Annotated in this window: 16 protein-coding genes and 1 other RNA gene; 12 read left to right on the plus strand and 5 right to left on the minus strand. The window is 38.9% G+C overall.

Translation table 11 applies throughout. The annotated features are described in order from the left end of the window. The first annotated feature begins 27 nt into the window (after window positions 1–27). The 7 genes from INQ00_RS05685 to pheA all read left to right on the plus strand — a co-directional run bounded on the left by INQ00_RS05685 (window position 28) and on the right by pheA (window position 8,316). Window positions 28–948: a D-alanine--D-alanine ligase gene (locus INQ00_RS05685; RefSeq protein WP_197546463.1), complete on the plus strand. Its 921-nt coding sequence runs from the start codon at window positions 28–30 to the stop codon at window positions 946–948. After that, a complete protein-coding gene (locus tag INQ00_RS05690; protein ID WP_197546464.1) occupies window positions 948–1,733 on the plus strand; it encodes a cell division protein FtsQ/DivIB in 786 nt (261 codons plus the stop codon). Before INQ00_RS05685 ends, INQ00_RS05690 begins: the two co-directional genes overlap by 1 nt. Window positions 1,734–1,759: 26 nt before the next feature. Further along, on the plus strand, window positions 1,760–3,034 hold the full coding sequence (gene ftsA / locus INQ00_RS05695; protein WP_054418147.1) for a cell division protein FtsA: 1,275 nt from the start codon (window positions 1,760–1,762) through the stop codon (window positions 3,032–3,034). An 86-nt stretch (window positions 3,035–3,120) separates the two neighbouring features. Further along, entirely contained in the window at window positions 3,121–4,428 is a 1,308-nt protein-coding gene (gene ftsZ / locus INQ00_RS05700) for a cell division protein FtsZ (RefSeq protein ID WP_014065037.1), read from the plus strand. 41 nt (window positions 4,429–4,469) lie between these two features. Then, window positions 4,470–5,387, plus strand: coding sequence for a UDP-3-O-acyl-N-acetylglucosamine deacetylase (gene lpxC, locus INQ00_RS05705; protein ID WP_049364420.1), 918 nt, complete (start codon window positions 4,470–4,472; stop codon window positions 5,385–5,387). A gap of 122 nt (window positions 5,388–5,509) precedes the next feature. Then, window positions 5,510–7,150, plus strand: a complete 1,641-nt coding sequence (gene ushA / locus INQ00_RS05710; RefSeq protein WP_197546465.1) for a bifunctional UDP-sugar hydrolase/5'-nucleotidase UshA — start codon at window positions 5,510–5,512, stop codon at window positions 7,148–7,150. An 8-nt stretch (window positions 7,151–7,158) separates the two neighbouring features. After that, window positions 7,159–8,316 (plus strand): prephenate dehydratase, encoded by a 1,158-nt coding sequence (pheA, locus tag INQ00_RS05715; RefSeq protein WP_197546466.1) that lies wholly within the window; start codon window positions 7,159–7,161, stop codon window positions 8,314–8,316. 68 nt (window positions 8,317–8,384) lie between these two features. Here pheA and INQ00_RS05720 read toward each other — a convergent pair whose 3' ends face one another. Next, window positions 8,385–8,711, minus strand: coding sequence for a zinc ribbon domain-containing protein YjdM (locus tag INQ00_RS05720; protein WP_197546467.1), 327 nt, complete (start codon window positions 8,709–8,711; stop codon window positions 8,385–8,387). A 111-nt stretch (window positions 8,712–8,822) separates the two neighbouring features. Here INQ00_RS05720 and INQ00_RS05725 point away from each other — a divergent pair, with 111 nt between their 5' ends. Beyond that, complete coding sequence (locus tag INQ00_RS05725) at window positions 8,823–9,383, plus strand: YtfJ family protein (protein ID WP_197546468.1); 561 nt, start codon at window positions 8,823–8,825, stop codon at window positions 9,381–9,383. A 34-nt stretch (window positions 9,384–9,417) separates the two neighbouring features. Here the strand turns inward: INQ00_RS05725 and INQ00_RS05730 are convergent, their stop codons facing one another. Together INQ00_RS05730 and INQ00_RS05735 are read right to left on the minus strand one after the other, a co-directional pair. Next, window positions 9,418–9,585 carry a zf-HC2 domain-containing protein gene (locus INQ00_RS05730; protein ID WP_049366225.1) on the minus strand — a complete coding sequence of 56 codons (168 nt, stop codon included), beginning with the start codon at window positions 9,583–9,585 and terminating at the stop codon, window positions 9,418–9,420. A gap of 11 nt (window positions 9,586–9,596) precedes the next feature. Continuing rightward, window positions 9,597–10,145: a sigma-70 family RNA polymerase sigma factor gene (locus tag INQ00_RS05735; RefSeq protein ID WP_049370108.1), complete on the minus strand. Its 549-nt coding sequence runs from the start codon at window positions 10,143–10,145 to the stop codon at window positions 9,597–9,599. A 112-nt stretch (window positions 10,146–10,257) separates the two neighbouring features. Between INQ00_RS05735 and INQ00_RS05740 the strand changes: the two genes are divergently transcribed. Beyond that, window positions 10,258–10,599 (plus strand): hypothetical protein, encoded by a 342-nt coding sequence (locus INQ00_RS05740; RefSeq protein WP_049370109.1) that lies wholly within the window; start codon window positions 10,258–10,260, stop codon window positions 10,597–10,599. A 62-nt stretch (window positions 10,600–10,661) separates the two neighbouring features. Here INQ00_RS05740 and cysS read toward each other — a convergent pair whose 3' ends face one another. After that, window positions 10,662–12,041: a cysteine--tRNA ligase gene (gene cysS / locus INQ00_RS05745; protein WP_197544386.1), complete on the minus strand. Its 1,380-nt coding sequence runs from the start codon at window positions 12,039–12,041 to the stop codon at window positions 10,662–10,664. A gap of 111 nt (window positions 12,042–12,152) precedes the next feature. Here cysS and INQ00_RS05750 point away from each other — a divergent pair, with 111 nt between their 5' ends. Together INQ00_RS05750 and INQ00_RS05755 are read left to right on the plus strand one after the other, a co-directional pair. Beyond that, window positions 12,153–12,662: a peptidylprolyl isomerase gene (locus INQ00_RS05750; RefSeq protein ID WP_049384402.1), complete on the plus strand. Its 510-nt coding sequence runs from the start codon at window positions 12,153–12,155 to the stop codon at window positions 12,660–12,662. 58 nt (window positions 12,663–12,720) lie between these two features. Continuing rightward, on the plus strand, window positions 12,721–13,509 hold the full coding sequence (locus INQ00_RS05755) for a TatD family hydrolase (protein WP_197546469.1): 789 nt from the start codon (window positions 12,721–12,723) through the stop codon (window positions 13,507–13,509). Here the strand turns inward: INQ00_RS05755 and nrdG are convergent. Further along, on the minus strand, window positions 13,506–13,973 hold the full coding sequence (nrdG, locus tag INQ00_RS05760) for an anaerobic ribonucleoside-triphosphate reductase-activating protein (RefSeq protein WP_111328542.1): 468 nt from the start codon (window positions 13,971–13,973) through the stop codon (window positions 13,506–13,508). The two genes, INQ00_RS05755 and nrdG, sit on opposite strands and share 4 nt — an antisense overlap. Before the next feature lie 127 nt (window positions 13,974–14,100). On the opposite strand from nrdG, the gene ffs reads away from it, so the two are divergent. Beyond that, window positions 14,101–14,199, plus strand: an RNA gene (ffs, locus tag INQ00_RS05765) — signal recognition particle sRNA small type. The last annotated feature ends 14 nt before the right edge of the window (window positions 14,200–14,213 follow it).

Consider the following 14,213-nt stretch of genomic DNA (forward strand, 5'->3'; position numbering starts at 1 on the left):
AGAATAAAAAGAAAACAGGATAAAACAATGAATTTAAAACAAGAAAAAATTGCTGTATTGTTAGGCGGCACATCTGCTGAACGTGAAGTTTCCCTTAATTCTGGCGCAGCCGTGTTAAACGCATTAGTGAGCCAAGGTTATAATGCACATGGTATCGATCCTAAAGAATATAATGTCGCGAATTTAAAGGCTGATGGTTTTGATCGTGTCTTTAACATTTTACATGGTCGCGGAGGTGAAGATGGCACCATGCAAGGTTTATTAGAACAAATCGGTTTGCCTTACACTGGTTGTGGCGTGATGGCTTCAGCGTTAACCATGGATAAAATGCGTACTAAAATGTTATGGAAATCCTTTGGTTTACCTGTTGCTGATATGGAGATCGTGACCAAAGAAAACGCTCACGAACTAAACCCACAAGCTGTGGTCGAAAAGTTAGGTTTACCTTTGATGGTTAAGCCATCTCTTGAAGGTTCAAGTGTGGGTTTAACGAAAGTAAAAGCAGTCGAAGAATTAAAAAGTGCGGTCGATTATGCACTTAAATTTGATAACACCATTTTGATTGAAGAATGGTTGGCTGGTGATGAATTAACTGTGCCTGTTTTAGGTGGTGAAGTATTGCCAGCTGTTCGCATTGTGCCAGAAGGTGAGTTTTATGATTATGATGCGAAATATATTTCAGATAATACTCAATATTTTTGTCCTGCCGGCCTTTCAGCTGAAGGTGAAGAAGAATTAGCGAAATTAGTTAAACGAGCTTATGACGTCGTGGGTTGTCGTGGCTGGAGCCGCATTGATGTGATGACTGATGCACAAGGTAATTTCCGTTTAGTCGAAGTAAATACGAACCCAGGCATGACAAGTCACAGTTTATTCCCTAAATCTGCGTCAACAGTCGGAATTTCATTTGAACAACTCGTTGTGAAAATTTTGGAGTTGAGTGCGTAATGAATGTAATTAAGCGCAAAAATACACCGCCAACGCAATTTGGTCGCACATCTAACGGAGAAGGTAAATTCCGTTTTATGTTGCAGATTAAACTTGCTTTGGTGTTACTTTGTGCGGGGCTAGGGTATTTCGTTTATTCAAACTGGCAGAGTTGGCTTGAAAGCTTAGACGGTGATAGAAAAATTACTGCCTATGCCTTAGTAGGTCAAAATGAATTTACCACTTATCCGGATGTGCAGGATGTGTTGCTCAAAATGGGCTCTCTCAAGGGCTTCTGGGGACAAGACGTTAAGCAAATTCAAGAGCAACTTGAAACGATTCCGTGGGTAAAAGGTGCGGTGGTTCGTAAAATTTGGCCAAATCGTTTAAGTATTTGGCTGTCAGAATATCAGCCAGTTGCAATTTGGAATAAAACAGAGTTCGTCACAAAAGAGGGAACTGTTTTCCAATTACCGATGGATAAGTTAAAAGAAAAAGCTTTACCTTATTTAGGTGGCCCAGATTATCAAAGCTTGAAAGTATTAGAAGCTTGGAATCAAATTTTCGCTGATTTTAAAGCCAAAAATTTAGTTGTTAAAGGTGTTCGAATTGATGATCGCGGTGCATGGCAAGTTACGCTAGATAATGATATAGTATTGAAACTTGGGCGCGGAGATTGGAAACCAAAATTAGATCGATTTGTAACGATTTACCCACAAATTGAAGTGCCTGAAGGTAAACGAATTGATTATGTAGATTTGCGCTATGCATCTGCATCAGCAGCGGTTGGATTGACAGAGAAATAAAATAATTCATTAGGTGTAATAAGAAAATGGGAAAAGAGTTGGAACCGAAAGTCATTGTAGGTCTTGAAGTTGGTACATCAAAAGTTGTTGCTGTTGTTGGGGAAGTGCTTCCTGATGGCGTCGTAAACGTACTTGGCGTGGGTAGCTGTCCATCGAAAGGGATTGATCGTGGCAGTATTACTGATTTAGATGCCGTTGTTAACTCTATCCAACGTGCTATTGAAGCGGCTGAATCAATGGCTGATTGCCAAATTATGAGTGTGACTCTTGCAATTACGGGTGAACATATTCAAAGCCTGAATGAGAGCGGTTTTGTTGCTATTTCTGAAAATGAAGTGACTCAAGAAGAGATTGATGATGCTTTACATACAGCAAGTTCAGTAAAATTACCTGAAGGCCTTTCTTTATTACACATTATTCCTCAAGAATACGCGGTAGATAAACAAGTTAATATTAAAAATCCATTAGGTCTACACGGTGTTCGTTTGAAAGCAAATGTACACTTAATCGCTTGTCACCAAGACTGGCAAAATAACTTGAAAAAAGCGGTTGAGCGTTGTGGATTACAAGTTGATAAAGTGGTGTTCTCCGGCTTTGCTGCAACGCATTCTGTTTTAACTGAAGATGAAAAAGATTTAGGCGTGTGCTTAATCGATTTCGGCGCGGGTACTATGAATGTGATGGTTTATACCAATGGTTCATTACGCTTTAGCAAGGTTATTCCTTATGCAGGCAATATTGTCACGAATGATATTGCTCATGCATGTACCGTTTCTCGTGCAGAAGCCGAACGTATTAAAGTGAACTATGCAAGTGCATTGTATCCAGCTCGCCTACATGGTGATAAAAAAATTGAAGTAGCAAGTATTGGTGGGCGAGCGCCACGTGCTTTAACAAAAAGTGATTTATCTTTAATCACTTCAGCAAGATATATTGAACTATTAGGCGTTGTTAAGGACGAATTAGATAAGCTTAAAGCAGATTTAGAAAGCAAACATATTAAATTTGAATTAATTGCTGGTGTCGTTATTACCGGTGGTGGTGCACAAATTGAAGACCTAAAAGATTGTGCTTCGAATGTATTTGGTTGCCAAGTGCGCATTGGTAGTCCATTGAATATTACAGGCTTAACGGATTATGTAAATCGCCCGCAATATTCAACAGTAGTCGGGTTACTACAATATCATCATCAAAATAGTGATAATGATCCTGTTGATCCTGGTTACGGCGAAGAGGCGCTTTGCAAAAAAATCTGGAAAGGTGTAAAAAGTTTTTTCAATAAAGTGAAGTCAGAATTTTGATAATTTTAGCGTTTTAATTTACAATAGAAAATATTTAACTTTTATTAATATGCTAACAGAGTATTAGCAGTAACGGAGAACAGCAAATGTTATACCCAGAGTATGGTGATTTTGAAGAGCAAACAGGTGCACTGATTAAGGTTGTCGGTGTTGGTGGAGGCGGCGGTAACGCAGTTAACCACATGGTTGCTAACATGGTTCAACAAGAATTCAATGGTAATTTCTTGGGCGAAAGTGCAATTGATAGCGATGAACACGGTAAGATCGTATTCTATGCGGTGAATACCGATGCGCAAGCATTACGCAAAAGCCAAGTTCAACAAACTGTACAAATTGGTGGGGCAACAACGAAAGGTCTTGGTGCGGGTGCAAATCCAAATGTAGGTCGTAAAGCGGCTGAAGATGACCAAGAAGAAATCCGTAAAATGCTTGAAGGTGCAGACATGGTCTTTATCGCTGCTGGTATGGGTGGTGGTACAGGTACTGGTGCGGCACCAATCGTTGCTAAAGTAGCGAAAGAATTAGGCATTTTAACTGTTGCTGTTGTTACTAAGCCATTTAGCTTTGAAGGCAAAAAACGTATGCAATTTGCTGAATTAGGGATTAAAGATCTTTCACAATATGTGGATTCAATGATCATCATTCCTAACCAACAAATTCAAAAAGTTCTCCCGAAAAATGCAACATTAATTGATGCTTTTGCTGCTGCGAATGACGTATTACGTAACTCTGTTATGGGCATCTCCGATATGATTACCTCTCCAGGTTTAATCAACGTGGACTTTGCTGACGTAAGAACCGTTATGTCGGAAATGGGCCAAGCGATGATTGGTTTTGGTTCTGCTCAAAGTGAGCCTGGTGCGGGTCGTGCAGAAGAAGCAGCACGTCTTGCAATTAAAAATGATTTATTAGAGAAAGTCGATCTGTCTAATGCTAAGGGTATCCTTGTTAATATTACCTCAGGCATGGATCTCGGCTTTGATGAATTTAACGTGGTGGGTGACACAGTAGGTAGCTTTGCATCAGAGGACGCAACTATCGTAGTAGGTACCAGTTTAGTTCCTGAAATGAGCAATGAAATTCGTGTAACGATCGTTGCGACAGGTTTAGGTGATGTAGTTTCAGCAGAGCCTGTAGTGATTGCTCGTCCCCAAGCGACAGTGCAACAAGCTCAAGTTCAACAACCTGTAGCGCAAGAAACGATTCAACCACAACCGCCAGTTGGTTTACATGGTTTAGATGCATTAAGACATAATCCACAACCAGAACCAGCACAGGAACAAAATTCGCAATACGGTAACTTAAATAAACCGCTTGATCCAAGTCGTTTAGAACAGTTAAGAAACAATCCTAATTTCTTCAATCCGGCATCATTTGGTCGTGATGAGAAATAAGAGTAAAAGTAATCTTGTTGTAAAGCAATAAGGTAAAAGAGATGATTAAACAAAGAACATTAAAACAAAGCATTAAAGTCACAGGTGTAGGCTTACATAGCGGTAAAAAAGTAACATTAACGTTGCGCCCGGCTATGCCGAATACTGGCGTGATTTACTGCCGTACTGATCTTAATCCGCCAGTGACTTTCCCTGCGAATGCGGATTCAGTGCGCGATACAATGCTTTGTACTGCACTTGTGAATGAACAAGGTGTGCGTGTTTCAACCGTAGAACACTTAAACGCAGCATTAGCAGGTTTAGGTATCGATAATATCATTATCGAAGTTGATGCACCTGAGATTCCAATCATGGACGGTAGTGCAAGCCCATTCATTTACTTGCTTTTAGACGCAGGTATTGAAGAACAAAATGCACCGAAGAAATTTATTCGTATTAAGAAAAATGTACGAGTAGAAGACGGTGACAAATGGGCAGAATTCAAACCTTATAATGGTTTCCGTTTAGATTTCACAATCGACTTTGATCATCCTGCAATTAGTAAAAATGTACGTAATTACGTGATGGATTTCTCAGCACAAGCATTCGTACATCAAATTAGTCGTGCAAGAACCTTTGGTTTCATGAAAGATATTGAGTATCTTCAATCTCAAGGTCTTGCATTAGGCGGTAGCCTAGATAATGCCATCGTATTAGATGATTACCGTATCTTAAATGAAGACGGATTACGCTTCAGAGATGAATTAGTTCGTCACAAGATGCTTGATGCGATTGGCGATCTTTATATGTGTGGTTATAACATCATCGGTGATTTCAAAGCTTATAAATCTGGTCACGGTTTAAATAATAAGTTACTCCGTGCTGTACTTGCCGATCAGGAAGCGTGGGAATTTGTTACCTTTGAAGATAAGAAACAAGTTCCACAAGGTTATGTTGCGCCTGCACAGGTACTCATCTAACAATGTTTTGTTGAAAAGCTATACTTCTTTCGGGAGTATAGCTTTTTTATTTCCTATCTTGCTCTGTTATTTTTGTTTTCTGCGAAGGTAAAGAGCGGTCAAAAATAGAGGTGTTTTTTATTATGAAAAAATTATTTACCGTACTTCCTCTTGTGCTAGCAACTTCTGCGGCAATGGCATATGAACAAGATAAAACTTATCAATTTACCATATTGCACACCAATGATACGCACGGACATTTTTGGCCGAATGCAAAAGGTGAATATGGCTTTCCAGCACACAAAACAATTGTTAATCGCGTAAAAGCCGAAGTGGAGCAAAAAGGTGGCTCACTCGTTTTATTAAATGCAGGTGATTTTAATACCGGTGTACCTGAGTCAGATATGCAAACAGCAGAACCTGACATTAAAGCAATGAATGCGATGGGCTATGAAGCAACCGTATTAGGTAATCACGAGTTTGATAATCCATTACAAATCCTTGACATGCAAGAAAAATGGGCGAACTTCCCATTCTTATCTGCAAACGTCATTAACACCAAAACAGGTAAAACTTTAGTTAAACCTTATACCATTTTAAATAAACAAGATCTTAAAATTGCCGTGGTCGGTTTAACCACAGAGGATACCGCAAAATTAGGTAACCCAGAATATCTTCACAATGTGAAGTTTGAAGACCCAACAACAGTAGCAAAAGCCACATTAAAAGAGCTAAATGAAAAAGTTAAGCCCGATGTAAAAATCGCTTTAACACATATGGGCTATTACTATGATGCGAAACATGGTTCAAATGCACCAGGCGATGTAAGTCTTGCGCGTAATTTAGATAAAGGCGCATTCGATATGATTATCGGTGGCCACAGCCATGATCCGATTTGTGTGGATGACAAAGGTGTATGGATTAAAGATTATCAACCAACTCAGCCATGTAAACCAGATTTCCAAAATGGTACTTGGATTATGCAGGCGTTTGAATGGGGTAAATATGTTGGTCGTGCAGACTTTGAGTTCAAAAATGGTGAATTAAAATTAGTGAATTATCAATTAATTCCAGTGAACTTGAAGAAAAAAGTGAAAAAAGAAGATGGCAAAACAGAATATGTGAATTATGCCGAAGAGATTCCACAAGATCCAGAAATGGAAAAACTTTTAAAATCTTACCAAGATAAAGGAGATGCTTTATTAAGCCAAAAAGTGGGTAAACTAAATGGTAAGTTAGAAGGTGATCGTACCATTATTCGTTTTGAACAAACTAACCTTGGTCACTTAATTGCAGAAGCACAACGCCAAAAAGCGAAAGCAGACATTGGTATCATGAACTCAGGTGGTATTCGTGATTCTATCCAAGAAGGTGATGTGACTTATAAAGACATTTTAAAAATCCATCCATTTGGTAACATTGTGAGCTATTTTGAATTAACCGGTAAAGAATTATTGGATTATTTAAATGTGGTGGCATTGAAAGAAGTAGATTCTGGTGCCTATGCACAATATTCAGGTATCAGCATGACAGTGAATCGTGCGGATAAGAAAGTTGAAAATGTGAAAATTCAAGGCAAACCATTGGATTTAAATAAAATTTACCGTATTTCTGTACCAAGTTATAATGCTGCAGGTGGAGATGGTTATCCGGTTATGACCAAAAATCCAACTTTTGTTAATACTGGTTTTATTGATGCGGATGTTTTAAAAGAATTTTTTGAGAAAAATTCACCTATTAATGCGGAGAAATACATCCCTCACAATGAAGTAACCTTTAAATAAGGAATGAAATGGCATTAGATTTATCAGAAATTCGTCAGCAAATTACGCAAATTGATCGCAGCTTGTTAAAGCTGCTTTCAGAGCGTCATCGTCTGGCATATGATGTAGTGAGAAGCAAAGAAGTAACGCAAAAAGCGTTGCGTGATTTAGAGCGTGAACAACAGCTCTTACAAGAGCTTGTGCAATTTGCTGAAAGTCAAAATTATCAGCTTGAACCACAGTATATTACATCAGTCTTCCAAAAAATCATTGAAGATTCAGTGTTAACACAACAAGTGTATTTGCAGAAAAAACTCAATGAGCAACGAGAAGAAACGTTACATATCGCTTTTTTAGGCAAGCGTGGTTCTTACTCTAATTTGGCTGCGCGTAATTATGCGGCTCGCTACCATCAACAATTTGCTGAAATCAGTTGCGATTCTTTTGCTCAAATTTTTGAAAAGGTTGAAATTGGGGAAGCTGATTATGGCGTACTTCCTTTAGAAAACACCACGTCAGGTGCAATTAATGAAGTTTATGATTTGCTTCAACATACAACCTTATCTTTGGTGGGCGAGTTGGCTTATCCTATCAAACACTGTGTTTTAGTGAATGAGCAGGATGATTTAAGCAAAATTGATACACTTTATAGCCATCCACAGGTGATCCAGCAGTGTAGTCAATTTATTCAAAGTCTTGAGCGTGTGCATATCGAGTACTGCGAAAGTAGCTCTCATGCAATGCAGCTTGTGTCAAGCTTGAATAAACCGAATATTGCGGCATTAGGTAATGAAGATGGTGGCAAGCTTTACGGCTTACATGTGTTAAAACATAATATTGCGAATCAAGAAAACAACATTACTCGTTTTATTGTGGTAGCCAAACAAGCTCGTGAAGTTTCACCACAAATTCACACAAAAACTTTATTGTTGATGACAACATCGCAACAAGCGGGTTCCCTAGTGGATGCTTTACTTGTGTTTAAAAAGCACGGTATTAATATGACCAAGCTTGAATCTCGTCCAATTTATGGCAAACCTTGGGAAGAAATGTTCTATTTGGAGATTGAAGGAAACATTCATCATCCAGATACCCAAATTGCCTTGGAGGAGCTTAAGCAATTCAGTAATTATCTGAAAGTGCTTGGTTGTTATCCAAGTGAAATTGTGAAACCTGCGAAGGTATAACGAAAATAAAAAAAGAGCGGTCGATTTAAAACAACGTTAAAATCGACCGCTCTTTTTATTGTGAATTCTTAAGCTTTTTTCAAGAATTCGGATTTCAACATGATTTTTCCACAATCGACGTTGTGATCACCGTTTACTAGACGGATGTTTTTGAATTTAGTGCCTTTCTTCAACACTTCAGATGAACCTTTTAATTTTAAATCTTTAATTAAAAGCACATCATCACCATCGGCTAATAAATTACCGTTGCTATCTTTAACAATCAGTTGATCGTCATCGGTTTCAACTGTTTCGTTACCATTCCACTCATTGCCACAATCAGGGCAAACAAAATTCACAGAATCATGATAAACATATTCGCCTTTACATTTTGGGCAAGCTGGCATTTGATCCATTTCTTTTTCCTTCTTTATCTGATTTAAGCAAAGTATAATGCGCACGGAGTATAACAAAAAAGTGACTATTCGCCAAAAAATGGGCAATTTCACGAAATTTATGAGGTATTTATGAAAAAAATCATGCTTTTGAGTGCAGTGATGGGCAGTTTAATCTCAGTTAATGCATTCGCACACAATATTCAACCTAATCAGATTTTAGCGAACGTAACGGTTTCGGATAAAGGTGAAATCACTTTAAATGGCAATGATGTAGCGTATAAATCGTGGAGCTCAACGGCATTGCCAGGCAAAGTTCGAGTGATTCAGCATATTGCAGGCAGAAGTGCGGCAAAAGAGAGAAATCAAGCGATGATAGAAGCCATCAAAGCCTCTCATTTTAACCAAGCTAAATATCAAACCACGACGATTATTAATGCAGATGATGCCGTCGTGGGCACAGGCATGTTTGTGAAAAGTAGTGCAGAAAAAGGTAAAAAAGAAAATGCCCACAGCCAAGTGATTTTAGATGATAAAAGTGCGGTCAAAAATGCATGGGGATTGCGTGAAAAAGACAGCGTGATTATTTTGCTTGATAAAACCGGCAAGGTGCAATTTGTGAAAGAAGGTAAATTGACGGATGATGAAGTTAAAGAAGTGATTTCACGTGCAGAAGCGTTAATTGCGAAGTAATAGAGTAAATAAGCGGAAGTTGTCTTCCGATTTTTTATCCCTTGAAATCCTTCATTAATTTTCTCAATGTGCCACAATTTCGTTGAAATTTACGGCAATGTGTACAGATGGCAAGATGCAAATTGAGCCCAATTTTTTCTTTAGTCATTAATGAGCGTTCTTGCGCATCTGAAATGAGTCGAGTCGCTTGGCGACATTTCATAAAATCACTCCTTAAAGTTTATGAGATAAGCAGTTTTGAAGTTGTAAGCGAGCACGATAGAGTGTCGTGTGCAAGTTACTTATGCTTAGTTGATTTTCTTGGCAAATTTCTTCGGAAGATAATTCCAAAAACTCTCTCATCATAAAAATCTTGGCTTGTTTGGCTGGCAGGCAAGTTAAGCAAGTTTCAAAAATCAGCCAGAATTCTTCAGAATAGACCGCACTTTCGCTCAGTTCGAGATCGAGTGGAGAATGTTCAGCTTTCCAGTGGCCCCCTTCATCAAAGAAATGATTAGTTTGTTCTTCATCTTCAATTTCGGTTTCTAGCACTAATTTGCCTTTCTGACGAAGAAAATCAATGATTTTATTTTTTAAGATAGCAAAGACCCAGGTCTTAAATGCCGCTTGTCGTTTAAATTGCTCAAGATGGTTAAATGCACTTAAAAAACTCTCTTGCACCAAATCTTCAGCTAATACAGAATCGCCCACCTGTAATGTGGCAAATTTCAGCATTTGCTCTCTAATTTGAGCCAAGTCTTTATTGGAAATTCCAGTTTTCATATTTTTTCCTTGAAAAAAGTGTAAGAAATAGATTTCTCATTCGTCTAATGATAATGAAAGGGGAAACCTTTCCATCCAATGCTAATTATTCACAAATTAAGGAAGATTCAAAATGAAAAATATTACTTCAAAAACAACCTTTACTGCTATTGCTGCACTTTTCTTCGCAACCAGTCTTTATGCGACCGATATGAAATCTAATGAAATGTCGATGGCAAAAGATTCCATGCCGATGACAAAAGATTCCATGCCGATGACAAAAGACGCTATGCCAATGCAAAATGACAAAATGGCATCTGATGGGATGATGAAATCTCATGATATGAAATCTCACGACATGAAAATGGATAATATGAAATCAGAAGGAATGAAATCTGATGATATGAAAACAAAAGAAATGAAAGCAAAAGAAATGAAGAAAAAAGCAAAAACAATGGAAAAACCGAAAATGTAATGCTTTCTTCTTAAAAGAAAAACTGCGGTCAATTTGACCGCAGTTTTTGTATCAAAGTGAGATTATTGTTTACGCCACGTCGTGCCGTTAGGGCCGTCTTCTAACACAATTCCCATTGCAGTGAGTTCATTACGAGCCGCATCTGCAGCAGCCCAATCTTTAGCAGCACGCGCTTCGTTGCGTTGTTTGATGAGCGCTTCAATTTTTGCGACTTCATCATCGTCAGAGCCCGCTTGTAAGAATTTTTCTGGATCTTGTTGAAGTAAACCTAAGATACCCGCTAATTCACGTAAACGAGCAGCAAGACCATTGGCTTTTTCTGTATCTTCAGTTTTCAATTTATTGATTTCACGAGCCATTTCAAATAAGACAGAAAGGGCATTCGGTGTATTGAAATCATCATCCATTGCCTCACGGAAGGCTTCCACAAAATTTTCACCACCAAAAGCAACCGCACTTTGATCGGTGCCACGTAAAGCGGTGTACAAACGTTCTAATGCACTTTGTGCTAAATTCAGGTTTTCTTCACTATAATTGAGTTGGCTGCGATAGTGTGCTGTTAATAAGAAATAACGCACCGCTTCTGCATTGTAGTGGTTTAATACATCACGAATAGTGAAGAAGTTGCCGAGGGATTTCGACATTTTTTCTTTATCTACCATAATCATGCCAGAATGGATCCAATAATTCACATATTGGCCCCCATGAGCACAGCAAGATTGGGCGATTTCATTTTCGTGATGCGGGAACATTAGGTCAGAACCGCCACCGTGAATATCAAAATGTTCGCCAAGTTGTTTGCAGTTCATTGCTGAACATTCAATGTGCCAACCTGGACGGCCCGCACCCCATGGTGATGGCCAGCTTGGTTCGTTTTCTTTCGACATTTTCCAAAGCACGAAATCCATTGGGTTTTTCTTGATTTCATTAATTTCAATACGTGCACCGGCTTGTAATTGGTCGAGATCTTGGCGCGATAATTTGCCGTATTCTTTAAAGCTTTCCACATCAAACATCACGTCGCCATTGTCTGCAACATAAGCATGGCCACGAGCAATCAATTTTTCCACAATTTCAATAATTTCAGGGATATGGTGTGTTGCACGAGGCTCAAAATCAGGGCGTAATACGTTTAATGCATCAAAATCTTTATACATTTCTTGCACCATACGATCCACAAGTTGATCGCAGGTTTCTTTGTTTTCTAATGCACGTTTAATGATTTTATCGTCTACATCCGTGATATTACGCACATAAGTCAAATCGTAGCCTAAAGAGCGTAAATAGCGGGCAATCACATCAAAACATACAAAGGTACGGCCGTGGCCAATATGGCATAAATCGTAAACGGTCACGCCACACACATACATACCCACTTTTCCTTCATGGATAGGTTTGAACACTTCTTTTTCACGAGTGAGGGTATTAAAAATCTTTAACATATTTTTTCTCTTAAAACTAGTTGGAAAACGACCGCACTTTTTCTGCTCCTTGTGGCACTTTCTCGCCATTTGTGGAATAATGAATGCCTTAATTTTCAAGAGGAAAACAACATGGTTACATTACACACAAATTTTGGCGATATTAAAATTAAACTTGATTTTGATAAAGCGCCAATCACTGCAGAAAACTTTTTAAACTATTGTAAAAACGGTTTCTATGATAACACAATTTTTCATCGTGTTATTGATGGATTTATGATTCAGGGCGGTGGTATGGAAAGCGGAATGCGTGAAAAAGCAACAAACGCACCGATCCAAAATGAAGCTAACAATCGTTTAAGTAACAAACGTGGCACAATCGCCATGGCGCGTACCTCTGATCCACATTCTGCAACGGCACAATTCTTTATTAACGTGGCAGATAATGACTTCTTAAACTACCGTTCAAAAGAGATGTTTGGTCGCGAAGTGGTACAAGAATGGGGCTATGCCGTATTCGGTGAAGTGGTTGAAGGCATGGATGTGGTTGATAAAATTAAAAAAGTAAAAACCGGTAATAAAGGTTTCCACCAAGACGTTCCGACCGAAGATGTGGTGATTACATCCGTTTCTGTTGAATAATTAATTCGGTGTGTGGATGCGCAATCTACACACCTTTTTTCTTAAGTGAAATAACGTTATGCCTTTCTTCGATACTCATACCCACCTCGATTATCTTCATCATGATACGGGAGAGCCATTAGCTCAGCTCGTAGAGAACGCTAAGCAAGCTGATGTGCAGAAAATCTTGATTGTGGCGGTAAAAGAATCGGATTTTAAAACAATCCAAAATATGACCGCACTTTTCCCTGAGCATCTTTATTGTGGACTTGGGTTACACCCTCTTTATATCAAAGAACATCAAGAGCATGATTTAGAGAAATTGGATGCGGCGTTATCTGTACGTGATCAAAATTGTACAGCCGTAGCAGAAATTGGTTTAGAGTGTGCGATTCCAGAGTTATTGATGGATGAATTATGGCAAAAGCAACAGCTCTTTTTGGAGAGCCAGCTTTATTTAGCGAAGAAGTACAATCTGTCGGTTAATTTACATAGTCGAAAATCCCACGAGCAATTATCCCGATTTTTAAAACAGGCTAATTTGCAAAAATGTGGTGTGGTACATGGTTTTTCTGGAAGTTATGATCAAGCAAAACGATTTGTGGATTTAGGCTATAAAATTGGCGTAGGCGGCACTATTACTTATGAACGCGCGAATAAAACGCGCCAAGCGATTGCGAAGTTGCCATTAGAGGCGTTGGTGTTAGAAACGGATACACCAGATATGCCGGTGTTTGGTTTTCAAGGACAACCTAATCGCCCAGAGCGAATTGTTCACACCTTTGAGGCATTATGCTGTTTAAGAAGTGAAAATGCTGAAGTGATTAAAGAAACGGCTTGGCAGAATAGCTTAACCTTATTCGGTTAAACCTTAAAACGATAAATTACTTGATTGGCTGAACCGCGCCAAACTAAGCTTGGGTCAGCCTGTTCTTGTATAAATTTCCCATCAATAAGCACGTCAATATAAGGCAACATTTGACGTTGATAATCATCAAGTTCATCCAGTTTATATCCCGTCCACACCCAAATGTCCTTATCGGGGCATTCTTTTTTTACCCGTTTTACAAAAGGAAGTAAAGCTTCAACATTACGAGGATGCATCGGATCCCCACCTGAAAGCGTGAGCCCTTGACGTTTAATGCGCGTATCTTTTAAATCATTAATGATTTGTTGTTCCATCGCTTCATCAAATAATACGCCATTATCAAAAGACCAACTCTTTTGATTGTAACAACCTCGGCAACCATGTGTACAACCGCTCACGAAAAGGGTACAACGGGTGCCTTCGCCATTTACAACATCGGTAGGGTAGTATTGGAGATAGTTCATGGTTTTACCTTAAAAGTGCGGTTGATTTTCTCGTCAAATTCACCGAATTGATAAATTAACCTTTGCAATACAGGACCAATTCTTGCATAATAGCCCACCTAATCGCATTGCGATATCAATGGAAATCTTCTCGGTCTCTCGCAACGGTGTCCGGTTTACTCGGTCAGGTTCGGAAGAAAGCAGCCAAAGTCGGAATTTCTGTGTGCCGAGAATAAGCTGGGAAGATTTCCACCCAACTTA

This window comes from Haemophilus parainfluenzae (assembly GCF_014931275.1).
GTDB lineage: Bacteria > Pseudomonadota > Gammaproteobacteria > Enterobacterales > Pasteurellaceae > Haemophilus_D.

Excerpts from the sequence above, each read along its gene's own strand:
- INQ00_RS05730 (WP_049366225.1), bottom strand. The coding sequence starts at position 9,585 with ATGAAATGTCGCCAAGCGACTCGACTCATTTCAGATGCGCAAGAACGC.
- INQ00_RS05750 (WP_049384402.1), top strand. The coding sequence starts at position 12,153 with ATGGTTACATTACACACAAATTTTGGCGATATTAAAATTAAACTTGAT.
- INQ00_RS05685 (WP_197546463.1), top strand. The coding sequence starts at position 28 with ATGAATTTAAAACAAGAAAAAATTGCTGTATTGTTAGGCGGCACATCT.
- INQ00_RS05725 (WP_197546468.1), top strand. The coding sequence starts at position 8,823 with ATGAAAAAAATCATGCTTTTGAGTGCAGTGATGGGCAGTTTAATCTCA.
- pheA (WP_197546466.1), top strand. The coding sequence starts at position 7,159 with ATGGCATTAGATTTATCAGAAATTCGTCAGCAAATTACGCAAATTGAT.
- lpxC (WP_049364420.1), top strand. The coding sequence starts at position 4,470 with ATGATTAAACAAAGAACATTAAAACAAAGCATTAAAGTCACAGGTGTA.
- ushA (WP_197546465.1), top strand. The coding sequence starts at position 5,510 with ATGAAAAAATTATTTACCGTACTTCCTCTTGTGCTAGCAACTTCTGCG.
- INQ00_RS05755 (WP_197546469.1), top strand. The coding sequence starts at position 12,721 with ATGCCTTTCTTCGATACTCATACCCACCTCGATTATCTTCATCATGAT.
- INQ00_RS05740 (WP_049370109.1), top strand. The coding sequence starts at position 10,258 with ATGAAAAATATTACTTCAAAAACAACCTTTACTGCTATTGCTGCACTT.
- INQ00_RS05720 (WP_197546467.1), bottom strand. The coding sequence starts at position 8,711 with ATGGATCAAATGCCAGCTTGCCCAAAATGTAAAGGCGAATATGTTTAT.
- nrdG (WP_111328542.1), bottom strand. The coding sequence starts at position 13,973 with ATGAACTATCTCCAATACTACCCTACCGATGTTGTAAATGGCGAAGGC.
- ftsZ (WP_014065037.1), top strand. The coding sequence starts at position 3,121 with ATGTTATACCCAGAGTATGGTGATTTTGAAGAGCAAACAGGTGCACTG.
- INQ00_RS05690 (WP_197546464.1), top strand. The coding sequence starts at position 948 with ATGAATGTAATTAAGCGCAAAAATACACCGCCAACGCAATTTGGTCGC.
- ftsA (WP_054418147.1), top strand. The coding sequence starts at position 1,760 with ATGGGAAAAGAGTTGGAACCGAAAGTCATTGTAGGTCTTGAAGTTGGT.
- INQ00_RS05735 (WP_049370108.1), bottom strand. The coding sequence starts at position 10,145 with ATGAAAACTGGAATTTCCAATAAAGACTTGGCTCAAATTAGAGAGCAA.
- cysS (WP_197544386.1), bottom strand. The coding sequence starts at position 12,041 with ATGTTAAAGATTTTTAATACCCTCACTCGTGAAAAAGAAGTGTTCAAA.